This is a genomic window from Burkholderia pyrrocinia, assembly GCF_001028665.1.
Lineage (GTDB): Bacteria > Pseudomonadota > Gammaproteobacteria > Burkholderiales > Burkholderiaceae > Burkholderia > Burkholderia pyrrocinia.
The window spans coordinates 552,258-566,474 of sequence record NZ_CP011504.1 but is presented as its reverse complement, the minus strand read 5'-3'; the positions used below and the strand labels follow the sequence as shown (position 1 = coordinate 566,474).

14 protein-coding genes are annotated in these 14,217 nt (G+C 67.0%); 4 read left to right on the top strand and 10 right to left on the bottom strand.

From position 1 onward, the window contains the following. Window positions 1–122: 122 nt before the first annotated feature. Complete coding sequence (locus tag ABD05_RS18780) at window positions 123–1,571, bottom strand: sensor histidine kinase (protein ID WP_047901659.1); 1,449 nt, start codon at window positions 1,569–1,571, stop codon at window positions 123–125. Beyond that, window positions 1,558–2,223, bottom strand: a complete 666-nt coding sequence (locus ABD05_RS18775) for a response regulator transcription factor (protein ID WP_034182068.1) — start codon at window positions 2,221–2,223, stop codon at window positions 1,558–1,560. Before ABD05_RS18775 ends, ABD05_RS18780 begins: the two co-directional genes overlap by 14 nt. A gap of 237 nt (window positions 2,224–2,460) precedes the next feature. Here ABD05_RS18775 and ABD05_RS18770 point away from each other — a divergent pair, with 237 nt between their 5' ends. Next, entirely contained in the window at window positions 2,461–3,477 is a 1,017-nt protein-coding gene (locus tag ABD05_RS18770; protein WP_047901658.1) for an ABC transporter substrate-binding protein, read from the top strand. Window positions 3,478–3,589: 112 nt separating this feature from the next. Continuing rightward, window positions 3,590–4,900, top strand: a complete 1,311-nt coding sequence (locus ABD05_RS18765; RefSeq protein WP_047901657.1) for an MFS transporter — start codon at window positions 3,590–3,592, stop codon at window positions 4,898–4,900. Window positions 4,901–4,912: 12 nt separating this feature from the next. On the opposite strand, the gene ABD05_RS18760 is transcribed toward ABD05_RS18765, so the two are convergent. From ABD05_RS18760 to ABD05_RS18750, 3 genes are all read right to left on the bottom strand, one after another. Next, the gene (locus ABD05_RS18760) at window positions 4,913–5,593 is read right to left on the bottom strand and encodes a hypothetical protein (protein WP_047901656.1); all 681 of its coding nucleotides are present in this window, start codon (window positions 5,591–5,593) and stop codon (window positions 4,913–4,915) included. A 106-nt stretch (window positions 5,594–5,699) separates the two neighbouring features. Continuing rightward, window positions 5,700–7,487 (bottom strand): sensor histidine kinase, encoded by a 1,788-nt coding sequence (locus tag ABD05_RS18755; protein WP_047901655.1) that lies wholly within the window; start codon window positions 7,485–7,487, stop codon window positions 5,700–5,702. Further along, window positions 7,484–8,131 carry a response regulator gene (locus ABD05_RS18750; protein WP_047901654.1) on the bottom strand — a complete coding sequence of 216 codons (648 nt, stop codon included), beginning with the start codon at window positions 8,129–8,131 and terminating at the stop codon, window positions 7,484–7,486. Before ABD05_RS18750 ends, ABD05_RS18755 begins: the two co-directional genes overlap by 4 nt. 317 nt (window positions 8,132–8,448) lie before the next feature. Here ABD05_RS18750 and ABD05_RS18745 point away from each other — a divergent pair, with 317 nt between their 5' ends. Then, window positions 8,449–8,901, top strand: coding sequence for a hypothetical protein (locus ABD05_RS18745; RefSeq protein WP_047901653.1), 453 nt, complete (start codon window positions 8,449–8,451; stop codon window positions 8,899–8,901). Window positions 8,902–9,003: 102 nt separating this feature from the next. Next, window positions 9,004–11,022, top strand: a complete 2,019-nt coding sequence (locus ABD05_RS18740; protein WP_047901652.1) for an LssY C-terminal domain-containing protein — start codon at window positions 9,004–9,006, stop codon at window positions 11,020–11,022. 24 nt (window positions 11,023–11,046) lie between these two features. On the opposite strand, the gene ABD05_RS18735 is transcribed toward ABD05_RS18740, so the two are convergent. The 5 genes from ABD05_RS18735 to ABD05_RS36355 form a co-directional block, all read right to left on the bottom strand. Further along, window positions 11,047–11,376 carry a helix-turn-helix domain-containing transcriptional regulator gene (locus tag ABD05_RS18735; RefSeq protein ID WP_047901651.1) on the bottom strand — a complete coding sequence of 110 codons (330 nt, stop codon included), beginning with the start codon at window positions 11,374–11,376 and terminating at the stop codon, window positions 11,047–11,049. A gap of 133 nt (window positions 11,377–11,509) precedes the next feature. Further along, window positions 11,510–12,064 carry an arsenate reductase/protein-tyrosine-phosphatase family protein gene (locus ABD05_RS18730; RefSeq protein ID WP_047901650.1) on the bottom strand — a complete coding sequence of 185 codons (555 nt, stop codon included), beginning with the start codon at window positions 12,062–12,064 and terminating at the stop codon, window positions 11,510–11,512. Between the two features lie 304 nt (window positions 12,065–12,368). Continuing rightward, on the bottom strand, window positions 12,369–12,839 hold the full coding sequence (locus ABD05_RS18725; RefSeq protein WP_148669112.1) for an OmpA family protein: 471 nt from the start codon (window positions 12,837–12,839) through the stop codon (window positions 12,369–12,371). 18 nt (window positions 12,840–12,857) lie between these two features. Next, window positions 12,858–13,526, bottom strand: a complete 669-nt coding sequence (locus ABD05_RS36360) for a M35 family metalloendopeptidase (protein ID WP_238594162.1) — start codon at window positions 13,524–13,526, stop codon at window positions 12,858–12,860. Beyond that, window positions 13,527–14,144 carry a PAAR domain-containing protein gene (locus tag ABD05_RS36355; RefSeq protein ID WP_238594161.1) on the bottom strand — a complete coding sequence of 206 codons (618 nt, stop codon included), beginning with the start codon at window positions 14,142–14,144 and terminating at the stop codon, window positions 13,527–13,529. Between the last annotated feature and the right edge of the window lie 73 nt (window positions 14,145–14,217).

Here is a 14,217-nt window from a genome sequence, read left to right as displayed (position 1 = left end):
ATATTAAGTCGGAAACCTAAGCAGCCGATTGCTTCGAGCCAAACCTAAACGTGAACGACCGGGAGCATGCCAAGCGCCGAGCGCGGAGGGGAATTGCAATGTTCCTGGCCCCGTGTCCGGAATCAGGTGTGCACGGTTTCGCCGTCGTTTTGATCTTCGCGACGTGTTCCTTTGGCCGCCCGCGGAAACGTCAGCACCACCGCGAACCCGCCCGCATCCGGAAACGCGAACCCGATGCGCCCGCCGTGCGCCTTCATCACTTCCTGCACGATCGCGAGCCCGAGGCCCGACCCCGTGCGCCGTTCGCTGCCGTCCGGCGCGATCCGCACGAACGGCTGCAATGCGGCGTCCCAGTGCTCGCGCGGAATCCCGCGGCCGTTGTCGGTGACGGTCAGCGTGACCGCGCCGTCGGCGTTGCCCGAGGTCGCGACCGATACGACGATGTCGTCCGCATGACCGTGCAGCAGCGCGTTGTGCAGCACGTTCGACAGCGCTTCCTGCAGGCTGATCGCATCGCCGTCGATCCACGCCAGCGGTGCGTCGCTCGCGAATGCGACCGCAACATCGCGCTCGCCCGCGAGCGGAATCGCGCGGCCGAGCACGTCCTTCGCGAGCGCGACGAGCTCGACAGGTTGCAGCGGCACGGCCTCGATGCGATGGATCACCATCGCATGATTGAGCAACTGGCCGGTGAGGCGACCGACGTCCGCGCTGGTCGCGCGCAGCGCGTCGAGGCGTGCCGCATGGCGTGCGGGGTCGGACTCGCCGTCGAGCAGTTCGATCTGCGCGTCGAGCCGCGCGAGCGGCGTGCGCATCTGGTGCGCGGCGTCGGCGATGAAGCGCTGCATCGCGTTGATGCGTTCGGCCAGGCGGTGTATCAACCCGTTGATCGACCCGATGATCGCGTCGATCTCGCTCGGCGTGTCGAAGGCCACCGGCCGCAGGTCGGCCGGGTCGCGCGCGGCGATGATCGTGCCGATCTGCGCGAGCGGGCGCAGGCCGCGCCGGATCGCGAGGCCGCTCGCGCCGATCGCGAGCACGCTCATCAGCAGGATCAGCGTCCACACCTTGATGCTCATGTCGTTCGTGAGCTGCTGGCGCGCGTTGGTGGTTTGCGCAACGGTCACGAGCGCCCAGCCCGGCGTGCTTTCCTCGGGCATGTAGCGCGCGATCGTCGCGGTGCGGATCCGGTGCCCCTGGTAGACGGCGTTCGCGAACGCGGGGCCCTGTTTCGCGGCGGCGAGCGTCGCGGGGCTCGCGAGATCGTTGTAGCCGGCCACGACGATGCCGCGCGAATCGACGACCTTGTAGTAGACGAGGTCGTAGCGCGACAGCGTCGACAGCGCGGCCACCGGCGGATTCAGCGCGAGCACGCCGCCCTGCACGTAAAGGTTCTCCGCGACCTGGATCGACGCGCCGGCGAGCAACTGGTCGTACGCGCGTTCGGCCGCGACGCCCGCGTAGTAGCGAGCGATCGCCGCAAGCGCGAGCGCGCCGGTCGCGACGACGAGCGCGATGAAGAGCAGCGTGCGCCCGAACAGCGTCTTCGGGAACCAGTCAATGCGCGGCAATCTGATACCCCATCCCGCGCGCGGTGCGGATCTCGACCGAACTGCCCTGCAGCTTCCTGCGCACGCGCGTCACGTACTGCTCGACCGCGTTCGCGGTCGGCTCGTTGCCGAAGCTGAACAGCTGGTTCAGCAATTCTTCCTTCGAGAAGATGCGCTGCGGGCGGCTCGCGAGGATTTCGAGCAGCGCGAACTCCTGGCGCGACAGCGACAGCGGCTGGCCGTCGAGTTCCGCGAGGCGGCTGCTGCGATCGATCACGAGGCCGCCGAGCGTCAGCACGTCGTTCGCATGGCCGCTGTTGCGGCGCAGGAGCGCCTGCACGCGCGCATCGAGTTCGCGGTAGTCGAACGGCTTCACCAGATAGTCGTCGGCGCCGAGGCCGAGGCCGCTCACGCGGTCGTCGATCGCCGAGCGCGCGGTGACGAGCAGCACCGGCGTCGTGCTGCCCGACGCGCGCAGGTTGCGCAGCACCGAGAAACCGTCCATGCCGGGCAGGTTCGCGTCGAGCACGACGAGGTCGAAACGCTCGACGCGCAACAGCCCGTTCGCAGTCGCGCCGTCGGTTTCGAGATCGACCGCGTGGCCGAGCCGCGCCAGGCGGCTGCGGATCGCCGCGCCGATTTCGGCATCGTCCTCCACGACGAGAATGCGCATGGTGCCGTTTTGCAGATGGTGGATTAGGGGTTTTCCCGGGGCCGGGATGTCAGCATTTTCTCAGACTCGGTCGATAACCTGTGTCGAGCCGGAAGAAGCACGCAAGGACGGCATTAATACCAGAAATATTCAAGGAGACGGCAACATGCAGCAAGTCACGGGCACGACGCACGCGCGGCGCAGCAGCCCGCCGGCCCTCGCGTGGCCGTTTGCCGCCCGTCGCACGGCGGCGCGCGCATGACGACGTCGCTGCGCCGCCGCGCATTGATCGCCGCCGGGCTCGGCGTGCTCGCCGCACCGTCGCTCGTGCGCGCGAAGCCGCGCACGGTCCGGATCTCGAAAGGCTATGGCGTGCTGTACCTGCCGCTGCTCGTGATGGAGAAGCAGCGGCTGTTCGAGCGGCACGCGGCGCGGCACGGCGTGCGCGACGTCGCGGTCGACTGGGTGCTGCTCGACGGCGGCAATTCCGTCAACGACGCGATGATGGCCGGCACGCTCGATTTCGCGGGCGCCGGCGCGCCGGGCTTCATCGAGCTGTGGGCGCGGGCGCGCGGCATTCCGAATGTCGAGGTGATCGGCATCAGCGGGCTGTCGACCACGTCGCTGTCGCTGAACGCGAATCGTCCGGGCCTCACGTCGCTGCGCGACTTCAAGCCGTCCGACCGGATCGCGGTGCCCGGCATCCGCACGTCGCTGTCGGCTGTCGTGCTGCAGATGGTCGCGAGCCGGCAGCTCGGCCCCACGCATTTCGCGCAGCTCGATTCGATCACCGTGAACCTGCCGCATCCGCAGGCGATGCAGGCGCTGATCCGCCGCGAGAACGGCGTCACCGCGCACTTCACGTCGCCGCCGTTCTCGACGCTCGAGTTGCGGCAGCCGGGCATCCACCGTGTCGTGAGTTCGGTCGACGTGCTCGGCCCGCTGACGCTCGACGTCGTGTTCGCGCCGAAGCGGCTCGTCGACACGGAGCCTGCGCTGGCCGCCGCGTTTCTCGGCGCGCTCGACGAAGCGAACCGCCTGATCGCGCAGGACCCGCGCGCGGCCGCCGCGCTTTATGCGGCGTCGTCGGGCGTCGGCGTGTCGCACGACGACGTGATGCGGATGCTTGCCGCGCCCGACACGCGCTTCTCGGTGCGGCCGAACCAGTTGATGGACTACGTCGAATTCCTGTACCTGGCCGGCACGATCAAGGCGAAGCCGCGCACGTGGCACGAGATGTTCGCGCCGATGCTCGACGACTACCGGTCGGGTTGAGCGCTGCCGACGGCCGACCAACGACATTCACCGAAACACCCCGCGCTCGCGCCTTCGTTGCGCGCGGCGCCGATACAACCGACACGCAACCGTTTCACGTAAGGAGCCCGTAGTGAACGCTACCGAAACCCTGGACCCCGCGTCCGCCGAAGAACAGCGCATCATGTCGAAGGTGGCGCGGCGCCTGCTGCCCATTCTCGTCGTGATGTTCCTGATCGCGTTCATCGACCGGCAGAACGTCGGCTTCGCGAAGCTGCAGATGGTGCACAGCCTTGGGATGACGGAGGCCGCGTTCGGGCTCGCGTCGTCGCTGTTCTTCATCGGCTACCTGCTGTTCGAGGTGCCGAGCACGCTCGCGCTGCATCGCTACGGCGCACGCGTATGGCTCGCGCGGATCATGCTGACGTGGGGCCTCATCACGGTGCTGATGGGCTTCACGACGTCGATGCCCGCGTTCTGCTCGCTGCGTTTCCTGCTCGGCATCGCCGAGGCCGGCTTCTATCCGGGCGTGATCTACTACCTGACGCTGTGGTTTCCGCAAAGCTACCGCGCGAAGGTGCTCGGCATCTTCACGCTCGGCAGCGCGCTCGCGAACATGCTCGGCTCGCTGGTCGGCGGCGTGCTGCTGAGCCTGAACGGCGTGTGGGGGCTGGCGGGCTGGCAGTGGGTGTTCATCGCAACGGGCATCCCGGCGGTGATCGTCGCGATCGTCGTGTTCCGCGTGCTGCCGGCATCGTTCCGCGAGGCGCCGTTCCTCGACGAGCGCGAGAAGCAGATCGTCGCGGCCGCGCTGGAACGCGAGAAGCCTGTACAAGCCGAGCATGGTCAGCCGTGGAAGGCGCTGCTCGATCCGCGCGTGATGCTGTTCGCGGCGACCTACATGCTGATGTCGACGTCGCTGTACGGCGTCACGTACTGGCTGCCGACGCTCGTGAAATCGTTCGGCGTGTCGAGCAGCATGAACGGCGTCCTGAGCATGCTGCCGTGGGCGCTCGCGGTGCTGCTGCTGTTGTGGCTGCCGGCGAAGCTGCGTCGCGCGAAGAGCATCCTGCGCACGATCGCGATCGTCGCGGCGCTCGGCGCGCTCGGCTTCCTGCTGAGCCTCGTGCTGCCGTCGACGCCGCTGCGCTTCATCGCGCTCGTGCTCGGCGGCGCCTGCATCCCGCTGCTGTATCCGTGCTTCTGGTCGATGCCGCCGCGTTATTTCACCGGCGCGCGGGCGGCGGCGAGCGTCGCGGCGATCAACTCGATCGGCAACCTCGGCGGCTTCTTCAGCCAGAACCTGATGCCGTACGCGGGCAAGGTGACGGGCACCGCGTTCGGGCCGATGATCGTGCCGATCGTGTGCCTCGCGCTGCTCGGGATCGGCGCGCTGGTCGCGTGGACGCGGTCGGAGCGGGGGATGGTGGCGGCGCGTGCGTGACGGCGGGTGGCGTCACCGCATCGTCACCTGGTTCCCGACGACCTTGAAGTTGGTCGATACGTGCGCGTTGTTCGACAGCAGGTACTTGAGCGCGTCGATGTCCGGCGCGGTCGTCGAAAAGCGGTTCCCGCCGTCGAATATGAAGTCCCACGTGATGATGCCGCGGCTGTATTCGGGCATGTCCACGTGGATCTCCTTCAGCGACGCAAGCGGATACGCGCGCTCGTGCCAGTCGAACAGGTGCCGTACGTAGAGATGATCCTGCGTCACGATTTCGTAGCGTCGCAGGAACGGCGTCGCAACGACGAAGAGCACGGCGGTGAAGATCAGCAGCGAGCGGGCCGCGCGCCACGGGACGGCCTTCGATACGCGGCCGCGCGGCTTGGTGCGGTAGCGCTTGCACGCGGATGGCACGATCATCAACACGCCGAACCACCAGATGATCGCGATGAACCCGAGCGGCACGTTCATGAACGGCACCGAATAGGCGCCGACGAAGCTCGTCGGGAAATCCGGGAGCCGCGCGGTCGACACGAACCCGAGCCCGATGTAGCTGCCGGCCGGATGCGGGATGAACAGGGCCGTCGTCAGAGCCTGCAGCGCGAGCAGGACGGGCCAGCACAGCAGCGACACCGCAAGCCAGCCGGCCGCGACGGCGCACAAGCCGAGTACGTAGGTGAGGATGGTTTTCATCGTGGTGAAGGGGAGGTCCGGGCGGCTGGCTCGTTGGCACGTGCAGGGCGGCGACGAATTGTAGCGTCGTGCCGGAGGCCGGTGCGGACATGCACGCTCGACCTACCTACCCGCGCGAAACCCCATCCCCGCCATGCGCGACCGCCACAGGCGCGTGCGGCAGCGGAATATCCACCTCGACCGTCGTACCCTCGCCGAGCGTCGTCGTGATCTGCAGCGTGCCGCCGACGAGATACGCGCGCTCGCGCAAACCGACCAGCCCGAACGAGCCCGACTTGCGTGGCGCACCGGGATCGAATCCCGCGCCGTCGTCGCGAATCGTCAGCGCGATCGCATCGTCCCGGTGCACGAGGTCCACGTCGGCATTCGACGCGGCCGCGTGCCGCGCGACGTTCGCGAGCGCTTCCTGCGCGATGCGGAACACGGCCGTCGCATACGGTTCGTCGAGCTGCAGCTCGGTCGGCTCGACGTGCAGCTCGCAAGCAATCCCGTGACGGTGCCGGAAATCCTCCACGAGCCATTGCATCGCCGCGGCGAAGCCGAGATCGTCGAGCATCAGCGGTCGCAGGTCCGACGCGATGCGCCGCGTCGCGGCCACCGCACCGCGTGCCATCGTGTGCATCGTCGCGATCTTGCGCGCAAGCCGCGCGTCGTCCTGCGGCACGTGGTCGACCAGCCATTCGAGATCGTTCTTCAGCGTCGCGAGCGTCTGCGCAAGTTCGTCGTGCAGCTCGCGCGCGATGCGGCGCTGCTCGGCTTCGCGCGCGGTCGCGCTGATCGCGGCGATCTCGCGCAGCTCCTCGCGTGATGCCTGCAGCGCGCGCTCGGCACGCACGCGTTCCTCGACTTCGCGCCGCAGGTCGCGGTTCGACGCGCTCAGTTGCGCGGTGCGCGCGGCAACGCGCTGTTCGAGCCGTTCGTTCGCCTCGTTCAATTGCTCGCTCTTCTGCGCGACGAGCAGATGCTGGTAGCGCGCGCCGGCCAGCGCGCGCACCGTCTGCGCATGCAGCCGGCCGTTCTCGAACAGCATCGCGGACAGCACGACGGCCGACGCGACGAGTCCGTACGCGCGGCCCGCGTAGAAGCCGAGATCGAAGCGCCCGTGATTCAGCATCGACGACAGCGCGATGTCGAACAGCCACGCGACGAGCACGGTCATCACCCACAGGTCGAGCTCCGAATGGTCACGCCGCTGCCGCCACATCAGCATCAGCGCGACCAGGTTCAGCCCCCAGACGACCGTGATCGCGTACGTCATCGGCGCGGCCATCCGGTTGCCGTGCATGATGCGCGGCAGCAGGTCGTGGCCGGCGGTCGCGAGCACCGTGAGTGCGACCGTCGCGCCGACCGCCACGGCGATGCAGAGCGCCACGGGAATCGCCGCACGGCGCTGCGGGGCCGGGATCGGGCGTGCGCGCGATGCGGTGCGCAGCAGCGCATAGGCGGCGACCGCCAGCGGAAAGCCGCCGTGCCAGAACAGGTACAGCCACGCGGTGGTCTGTTCGCCGGCGCCGAGCAGGCCGGTCGGCGCGAACAGCCCCGGAAAGGTCAGCATGTGCGTGCCGGCCATGAAGGCTGTAAACAGGTAGCCGCCCGCGAGCACGAGCAGCGATTTCTCGCGCAGGATCGCGTACTGGCCGAGCAGGAGGCCGGCCGTCACCATGTCGTTGACGACGATCGCCGACTGGTACACGGGAATGAACGCCCAGCCCTGCGCGAGCGGCATGCCCGCGAACGGCGCGAGCGCGGCGAAGATCACGGCCGACACGAGCACGGCCGCGATCGCGAGCCGCCGCTCGCGCCGGCCCGGCGGCAGCGACGACATGAACAGGTGCGACGTGTCCGGATCGGCGTCGTCCGGGGGCGTGGGCGGGAAGCGGAAGGCGGCTGTCATGCGTCGTCGATGCCGGGGGCGAGATCGTGGCGCACCGCGTAGCGGACCAGCGCGGCTTCGTGCGGCAGTTCCATCTTGTCGAGGATCCGTGTCTTGTACGTGCTGACCGTCTTCGCGCTCAGCGCGAGTTCGGATGCGATGTGCGTGACGGTCTGGCCAGCGACGATGCGGCACATCACGTCGAACTCGCGCGTGGACAACCGTTCGTGCGGCAGCGTTTCGGCCGGCGCGCGCAGCGTGCGCGCGAGGCTTTCGGCCGCCGACGGGCTCACGTAGATGCCGCCCGCCGCGACCTTGCCGACAGCCTCGACGAGCTCGGCGGTCGCGCTGTCTTTCGTCAGGTAGCCGGTTGCGCCGGCCTTGAATGCGCGCGCCGCGTACTGCGCCTCGGCGTGCATCGTCAGCACGAGCGTGCGCAGCGACGGCGCGTGGCGCTTGACCAGCCGGATCAGCTCGATGCCGGTCGGCGCGGGCATCGACAGGTCGAGCAGCAGCACGTCGGCGGCGGCGCGCTCGGCCAGCGCGAGCGTGGCCGAGCCGTCGCTCGCCTCGCCGACAATGTCGAAACCGCCGGCCATCTCCAGGATGTGACGCAGTCCGTCCCGCATGACTGCGTGATCGTCAGCCAGAATTACCCTGATCATCTTCTAGCGATCCTCTTCGGGATGACGCCGCGGACCCTGCCGTCCGGTTGTCGCCGCGACTGTTCTTCTGACCAATATATTCCGCCGAATCACAAAACGATACACATCCGGGAAAGTTTCGAGATAGGCGATCGCGAACTGTGTACTGAAGCGAAATAATCGACGGGAAAGGGCACGGCGTGCGAGACAGGGTATTCCCTGATGCCTGCCGCGCCCGGGGCGGGCCGGCACGGTGTCACGCGAACCGCCCCGCGAACCGTCCTGATTCGGGACTAAACTGGTGCCCGATGCCACCGCGCCAATCGAGGAGCCCCGCGATGATTGACCTTGCCGATATCCTGCCGTCCGCATTGCCCGCCGCCGTCGCCTGGGCCGAAGCGGAGGCGGCGCGCGGGATCGCGCAGGGCGCGCCGCTGACGCCGGCGCAGGCCGACGACGCGCGCAAGGTGGGTGTCGCGCAGCCGGAGCGGATCCGCGTGGTGATCGTCAACCGCATGCCGTTTCCCGAAACGCCGTCGCTGGCCGCGATCGCTCGCGACACGGGGCTGCTGTCGCCGGGGACGATCGGGCTCACGCTCGACCATGCGGTGTACGTGCTGCGCGGGCAAGACACGCGGCGCCTGCTGACCCACGAATTCCGTCACGTGCATCAGTACGAGGCCGCCGGATCGATCGGCGCGTTTCTCGCGCGCTATCTGCACGAGATCGCGACGGTCGGGTACCACGACGCGCCGCTCGAGGCCGATGCGCGGCAGTACGAGTTCGATTGACCGCTGACGCCGGCGCGACCACGCGCACCTCGCGATGAACGTTCCCCACGCCACTGCCGGCCCGGTGTTCGCACACCGGGCCGCACCGCTTTGGAGCGTGCGATGAGCGACACGATCCACGCGTGGATCGGCGCGATCGGCGCGCATCCGCTGCTCGTGCTGGCGATTGTGTTCGTAACCGCCTGCGCCGAGGCGATCGCGCTGGTCGGCACGGTCGTGCCGGCCGGTGCCGTGATGTTCGCGGCCGGCGCGCTGATCGGCGCGGGCGCGCTCGACGGGTGGACGACGATCGGCGTCGCAGCCATCGGCGCCGTGGTCGGCGACGGGATCAGCTACGAGCTCGGGCGGCACTATCGCGGGGTGATCCGCAACGCCTGGGCGCGCTTCGGCTACGCGGCCGCTTACGCACGCGGCGAGGAGTTCGTGCTGCGCCATGGCATGAAGAGCATCGTGCTCGCGCGCTTCCTCGCGCCGGTGCGCGCGGTCGTGCCGGTCGTCGTCGGCTGCGCGACGCTGCCGCGCCGGTCGTTCTATCCGGTCAACGTGATATCCGCACTCGTGTGGGCGCCCGTGCACATCGCGCCGGGCATCCTGTTCGGTGCGTCGGCTACGCTGGCCGCGGCGATCAGCGTGCGGGTCGCCGCGATCCTGATGGTCGTGGCCGCGCTGATCGCGCTGGTATGGATCGGCGTGCGCGTCGCGCTGCGGCGCGGCTGGCCGCTGCTGCGCCGCGCGCTGGCCGAAGTCGTGCACGCATGCGCACGCCGCTGGCCGCGGTTCGGCGCGCGGCTGCACGACACGATCGCACGCGTGCGCCGCCTGCCGGGCGCGGTGCCCGTGCTTGCGCTGCTGTTCATCGGCTGCGTGTGGCTGTTCGCGGGCATCGTGCAGGATGTCGTCGCGAACGATCCGCTGATGCACGCCGACATCGCGCTGTACGCGTTCCTGCAGAACCTGCACACGCCGCCCGTCGATGCCGCGATGAGCGCGCTCGCGGTGCTGCACGGCCACGATACGGGGCTGATCGTCGCGGCCGCGTTTCTCGTCTGGCTGATGATCCATCGCTGCTGGCTGACGGCCGCATGGTGGCTCGCGACGGTCGGCGTCGCCGTCGTGCTCGTGCCGGCGTTCGGCGCGGGCGTGCCCGGCGCCACGCCCGCGAGCCTGCCGCCCGGCGCGCTGCACGTGCCGCTGCCCGATGCCGACGCCGCGTTCGCGATGCTCGCGAGCAGCGGCCTCGGCTGGGTGCTGACGCGCGACCGGCCCGCGCTGTGGCGCATTCCGGTCGTGACGGCGGTCGTGCTGTGGATCGTGCTCGGCGGCTTCGCGCGGCTGTATGTGGGCGACACGTGGCTGTCGGGTCTGCTCGGCGGCTGGAGCCTCGGGCTGGCGTGGTTCGCGTTGCTCGCCGGCGCCTATGCGTACTGGCGCGTGCGCGAGCATGTGCAGCCGAGGGGCGCGCTGGTCGCGGTGGTCGTGGTGCTCGCGACGGCCGGCGTATGGACGGTTCCCGCGCAGTGGCAACTCGACCGCGCATCGCGCCCGCATGTCGGCGACGTGGTCGCGATGACCGTCGACCAGTGGATGCGCGGCGGGTGGCAGCGTGTGCCGACGCGGCGCACCGAGATCGGCGGCGATCGCGAGGAATATCTGCCGCTGCAATGGAGCGCGACGTCGGACACGCTCGATCGCCACCTCGCACAGGCCGGCTGGCAGCGTGCGACGCCGTGGTCGCCGGCGACCGCGCTGCGCTGGCTGTTGCCGCAGGCGCCGGCCGATACGCTGCCCGTGCTGCCGCGTTACACGCACGGCGAAAGCACGCGCCGCGTGTTCGTCCGCGTCGATCCGGGCCACCCGGAAAGCCGCCTCGTGCTGCGGCTGTGGCGTTATCCGTACGTGTTGCAGGATGCGGTCGGGATGCGGCCGCTGTGGTACGGCGCGCTGTACCGCGAGGCGCTGCACCGGCCGGCGCGGCTGATGACGATCGTGCATACCACGACGATCGACGATCCGGCGGCGATCGCGCAGGCGCTGGCGGTCGAGCCGACGATCGCGCATCCGCCGGCGGGGATGACTGCCGTGCCGGCCGAGATGCTGCTCGTGTGGATGGTCCGGCCGTGAGCGGGCAGTCGGGCGGTGCGCTGCTTACGCGTGCGCAGGCTGCGCGGGGACGACGGACAGGCGCAGGCCGACGGTCTTGAGCACCGCGAGCAGGGTTTTCAGTGTCGGGTTGCCGTTGGGTGACAGCGTGCGATACAGCGATTCGCGGCTGATGCCGGCTTCGGCCGCGACGGCGCCGAGCCCGCCGTATGCTTCCGCGACCGTGCGCAGCGCGAGCAGGCCGGCCGCGCGGTTGTCGGGATCGTCGAGCGATTCCATTGCGACGCGCAGATAGGCCACCGCGAGTTCGCGATCGGCGCCGAGTTCGGCGACTTCCGCGTCGTGGTGCGATACCGCGCCTTTGAGCTTGTTCACATTTGCCTCCGTTTCCAGTTCGACACCGGCTGTCATTGTAGCTTATAAGCTACATATGCGGGTGCGCGCACGGAGCGCGGAGGACGTGCGTGAACGGCAGACCCGTCGGCGTGAGCCGACAGGTCTTTCCGCCTTACTGCTTCGCCGCCTCGGCAGTCGCGACCTTGTCGAGTGCGGCCGGAATATACGTGTCGAGCTGCGCGGTCACCGATTCGTAGAAGTCGATCGGCTTGCCCCACGCGTCGGGCACGTCGACGTGCTTTCCGGACGCATATTCGGCGAGCGTGAACACCTTGCCGGCCGCCGACGGATAGAGCGCGAGCACCTTCTCCTTGTGCTTGTCGGTCATCGTCAGGATCACGTCGGAATGCTTGACGTCGTTCGCGTTCAGTTGCACCGCGCGGTGTGCGGACGTGTCGATGCCGCGCCGCTTCATCAGGATCACGCCGTTTTCCTCGGGCTTTTCGTCGTACGGATCCTCGTCGACCGCGCGCGAAATCACCGCGACATGCGCATGGCGCTGCGCGATCAACTGGCCCGCGATCGCTTCGGCCATCACGCTGCGCCCGGTGTTGCCCGTGTCGACGAACGCAACCTTCTTCGGTTCGTCGGCGAATGCCGGCGTCGCACACTGGATGCCGACGCAACAGAGCAGCGCAAGCGCGTTGAGGGTGTGGCTTCTTTTCATTGATGTCTCCGCCATGGTGGGGTGATGTCGCCCGGCATCGCGCCGAGGCTTGCGCGAGATCATGACGGTCGCGTGCGCCGGAAAAAAATAAACGGCCGGTTTTCGCAAGACGGTGTCGCTTCGTTGCAAGCGGGCCGGATTGACAGTGGCGGCGATGGCACGCGCGGGTGCTTCGTCACGGCGGTTGTGCTTGTTGCAACCGTCGTGGGCGCAGCATGGGCTCTTGTGCGGGGCGGGCGAACGGAAGGTGCCGTTGCGACGGCGGTGCACAAAACAGGTTGTGCTTCGCCCGACACCGCGGCGACTACCGTATCGTCTTCGATGTTGGCGTAATGCGAGGGTCGTTGCACAGGCGATCGCATCCTGCTTCGCAGATCGGGACCAGCGTTACGGCGATTTGATTGAGCGCCGCGTTTCCGTCGTCGTCGATATCGGGATGTTTGATCGTGCGTGTATCGACCCAGATATTCTGTTCCTTGATACCTAGTCGAATCAGATAATCCTTCAGTGCTGCTGCACGGCGATGCGCGAGACTCAGCGGATCGCGTTCATGTATGTAGCCGCCGGCATAGACGATGCCCCGAATGTCGACATCCGGCCAGTCGCGAGCTTCCAGAACCATTTCCGCGATCCGTATCCGGTCGCTGTTGGGAATTTCGACGGAGTTCAATGGCAGCGTGTCTGCCATATCAGTCGAAATGGTGCAGCCATATGCGGGGCGAAGGGCAGCGAACACGGAAAGCGCAAGCAGGCTTGCACGGAGAAAATGTCGCATTCTGCGCATCCTCATTCTTCAAAGCCGACGTAGCAGGCCAGGCTGTCCGCATTGCGGATGGCTTTGTCGGGGTTGGATTGTGCCCAGAACGTCAAGCCGATCGTCACACCATACATCTCGTCGGTGGAGTCGAATACATCCGTGAAATGCCGTGCATTCGTGAATGAGCGTCAAGAGCTGGCATCCACGCCAGCGTTGAACTGGCGGTGACGTGCAGAAGCGAGAATAGATCGCGATGATACGCTTCTCGGAATCGGGCTTGCATATCGCCGCGTCGGTGTACCCGCTATCGGGGAACACGGTACACGTAATGTTTCGTTGCTTCTGCTGATCCCATCTGATGACGTTTTCGGGTTTGAGCGCTTGCATGGCCCGCAGCAGCCTTGGCATTCCGGATTGCAGCGTATGACGCACCATCTCGTCGCATCGACCGAACCACTTTTGAACACGCGCTTGCTCGGCATCGTCCCATCTGGCAAGCCCGGCGATGCGGTCCTGAATCAGGGGAAGGGCCATGTCGCGAAGTCGGACGATCGAGGTACGGAATGCCTTGTTCGACATGTTTGCGCATATCGGCGTCAGGTCGAGTTCGATGTCCTTGATTGAACCGGTGGTCGTATTGGTGGAGACAGTCCCGATCGATTCCCATTCGTCGTCGTGCAGTGAATCCGGATTGTTCTGGCACATTCATTGTCCTCCCCGGTAGATCTCGATGTCGATTACGTCTTGACCGGATGTTTCGAATCGAAGCATCAGTCCTTTTTCGTCGGTTCGTCCTTCAACATGTCGACCTGAGGAGTCCGTAATCCGATATCGGATGTTCGTGAGTACCCTTCCTGAGAGGCGATCGATCAGGCGAATCTGTTCATCGTGAATCGGCCGTATTGGCGTGGTGGAATGCTGGCGCCTCGCGCTCGACTCGGCAGGATGCTCGCTGCCGGACGATTCCAGGAATATCCCGGGGTTGTTGCCGACGATGACGCGATTTTTCTTGCACGGGCAAATTACCCAGTCTCCGTCGACGACTACATTCCGTCCGTTCTCGGACATGTCTTTTCCGGAGCCGATAATCTTGAAAATACCGTCGCAATCTCCGCAGGTCGCTTCGTCCCCGCTCAAACCAACTTGCTTTCCATCGTCGAGAATCGTCGAGGAGAACGCGATAACAATGCCTCGCGTCGTCGTTGGGTCCCCATGTCTTACAGCCGCTTTAAACACTGAAAAGTCCCCCTGTCGCGAAATTGGCGGCGACTGTCTGGTAGTCGAAGCCTGTCTGAAATTCCGGGGACTGGCGGTGCCGGGCATTGACTGAATCTGAGCCAGGCGGAAGGGGATCGATCGTAATGTTGGTCATCCTCGTAGCCATTTATTTCGTTTT

Bases quoted from the DNA above. Each gene is read 5' to 3' on its own strand.
- ABD05_RS18775 (WP_034182068.1), bottom strand. From the start codon at position 2,223: ATGCGCATTCTCGTCGTGGAGGACGATGCCGAAATCGGCGCGGCGATC.
- ABD05_RS18770 (WP_047901658.1), top strand. From the start codon at position 2,461: ATGACGACGTCGCTGCGCCGCCGCGCATTGATCGCCGCCGGGCTCGGC.
- ABD05_RS18760 (WP_047901656.1), bottom strand. From the start codon at position 5,593: ATGAAAACCATCCTCACCTACGTACTCGGCTTGTGCGCCGTCGCGGCC.
- ABD05_RS18755 (WP_047901655.1), bottom strand. From the start codon at position 7,487: ATGACAGCCGCCTTCCGCTTCCCGCCCACGCCCCCGGACGACGCCGAT.
- ABD05_RS18750 (WP_047901654.1), bottom strand. From the start codon at position 8,131: ATGATCAGGGTAATTCTGGCTGACGATCACGCAGTCATGCGGGACGGA.
- ABD05_RS18745 (WP_047901653.1), top strand. From the start codon at position 8,449: ATGATTGACCTTGCCGATATCCTGCCGTCCGCATTGCCCGCCGCCGTC.
- ABD05_RS18740 (WP_047901652.1), top strand. From the start codon at position 9,004: ATGAGCGACACGATCCACGCGTGGATCGGCGCGATCGGCGCGCATCCG.
- ABD05_RS18730 (WP_047901650.1), bottom strand. From the start codon at position 12,064: ATGAAAAGAAGCCACACCCTCAACGCGCTTGCGCTGCTCTGTTGCGTC.
- ABD05_RS18725 (WP_148669112.1), bottom strand. From the start codon at position 12,839: ATGCGACATTTTCTCCGTGCAAGCCTGCTTGCGCTTTCCGTGTTCGCT.
- ABD05_RS36360 (WP_238594162.1), bottom strand. From the start codon at position 13,526: ATGTGCCAGAACAATCCGGATTCACTGCACGACGACGAATGGGAATCG.
- ABD05_RS36355 (WP_238594161.1), bottom strand. From the start codon at position 14,144: ATGCCCGGCACCGCCAGTCCCCGGAATTTCAGACAGGCTTCGACTACC.